This window comes from Geodermatophilus chilensis (assembly GCF_002802985.1).
Taxonomy (GTDB): domain Bacteria; phylum Actinomycetota; class Actinomycetes; order Mycobacteriales; family Geodermatophilaceae; genus Geodermatophilus; species Geodermatophilus chilensis.
Map to the genome: position 1 here is coordinate 1 of NZ_NVPT01000325.1, position 1,661 is coordinate 1,661.

A 1,661-nucleotide genomic window follows, 5' to 3' on the forward strand; every position below is an offset into this window, starting at 1 on the left:
TGTCGGTACCGGATCGCACACCGACGACGGTAGGCCGCTCCGGGCGTTGCCGGGAGGCTGTGAGCGGGAGCACACTCACCGGCGCGACCCGACGGCGAGGAGGTCCGGCATGCACATCCGTCAGCTGCTCCGCCGCAAGGGGGCCGACGTCGCCACGGTCGACGCGGACGCCAGCGTCCGCACCGCTCTGGCGCTGCTCGCCGAGCACGGCGTCGGCGCCCTCGTGGTCTCCGCCGACGGACGCCGCGTCGACGGGATCGTCTCCGAGCGGGACATCGTCCGGGCGCTGCACCAGCGCGGCGCCGAGCTGCTCGCCGACCCGGTCTCCAGCGTGATGACCGCGCAGGTGCACACCTGCGTGCCGGCCGCGGGCGTCGAGGAGCTGGCCCGCACGATGACCGAGCACCGGGTGCGGCACGTGCCTGTAGTCGACGGCGGCGTACTGGTCGGCATCGTCTCCATCGGCGACGTCGTCAAGGCCCGGCTCGACGAGCTGGAGGAGGAGCGGGCCCAGCTCGTCGGCTACATCCAGACCAGTTGAAGGACCCCGTCCTCCCCTCCCTCCGCAGGCTCAGGGCGGGGTCCGGGACGGGGCCAGGCGTAGGGTGCGCCGGTGGACGAGCGGCGCGCCGGGGTCGCCTCCGGGCTGGCCGCGTACGGCCTCTGGGGGCTGTTCCCGCTGTACTTCCCCCTGCTCGAGCCCGCCGGCGGGCTGGAGATCGTGGCCCACCGGGTCGTCTGGTCGCTGCTCTTCGTCGCCGTCCTGCTGACCGCCGTGCGGGCCTGGCCGCAGGTGCGCGCCACGGCGACCGACCGCCGCTCGCTGCTGGTGCTGGCCGGCGCCGCGGTGCTCATCGCCGCCAACTGGTTGGTCTTCGTCTATGGCGTCAACTCCGGGCACGTGGTCGAGACCTCGCTGGGCTACTTCATCAACCCGCTGGTCAGCGTGCTGCTCGGGGTCGTGGTGTTCGCCGAGCGGCTGCGCGGGCTGCAGTGGGTCGCCGTCGGCATCGCCGCGGTCGCGGTGGGCGTGCTGACCGTCGACTACGGCCGCCCGCCCTGGATCGCCCTGACGCTGGCGGTCACCTTCGGTCTCTACGGGCTGATGAAGAAGCTGGTGCGCGTCGCGGCCGCCCCGGGGCTGTTCGTCGAGACGGCGCTGGTCGTCGTCCCGGCGGTGGTGGTGCTCGCCGTCCTGCACGCGCAGGGGGAGGGGACGGCGGGCAGCGCCGGGGCCGGACACCTGCTGCTGCTCCTGAGCTCGGGCGTGGCGACCGCCGTCCCGCTGCTGCTGTTCGCCGGCGCGACCCGGCGCATCCCGCTGTCCACGGTCGGCCTGCTGCAGTACGTCACGCCGTTGATGCAGCTGGCGATCGGCGTCTTCGTCTACGACGAGCCCATGCCGCCGGCCCGGCTGGCCGGCTTCGTCATCGTCTGGGTCGCCCTGGCCGTCTTCACCGTCGACAGCCTCCGCAACGCCCGTGCCGGAGCCCGCCGGCGGACGGCGGAGGCCGCGCCCGCGCCGGTCTGACCCGCGCGGCCCGGCGGCCCGGGGATGTCGGTGGGCGGGACTACCGTCGGAGGCGTTCCGAAGGAGGACGTCCCGTGTCTGCCGAACCAGCTCCCGCGGTCTCCCCGCCGGGGGGCGAGGTGCCTCTTCC

Annotated in this window: 2 protein-coding genes; both read left to right on the forward strand. The window is 74.2% G+C overall.

Features of this window, described 5'->3' with window-relative positions; translation table 11 throughout:
• Window positions 1–109: 109 nt before the first annotated feature.
• Complete coding sequence (locus CNO22_RS26875) at window positions 110–541, forward strand: CBS domain-containing protein (protein WP_100502274.1); 432 nt, start codon at window positions 110–112, stop codon at window positions 539–541.
• Between the two features lie 72 nt (window positions 542–613).
• Window positions 614–1,531: an EamA family transporter RarD gene (gene rarD / locus CNO22_RS26880; protein ID WP_100502275.1), complete on the forward strand. Its 918-nt coding sequence runs from the start codon at window positions 614–616 to the stop codon at window positions 1,529–1,531.
• Window positions 1,532–1,661 lie beyond the last annotated feature (130 nt).

What these genes read in the sequence shown, in the direction of transcription:
- CNO22_RS26875 (WP_100502274.1), top strand. Translation starts at nt 110, where the DNA reads ATGCACATCCGTCAGCTGCTCCGCCGCAAGGGGGCCGACGTCGCCACG.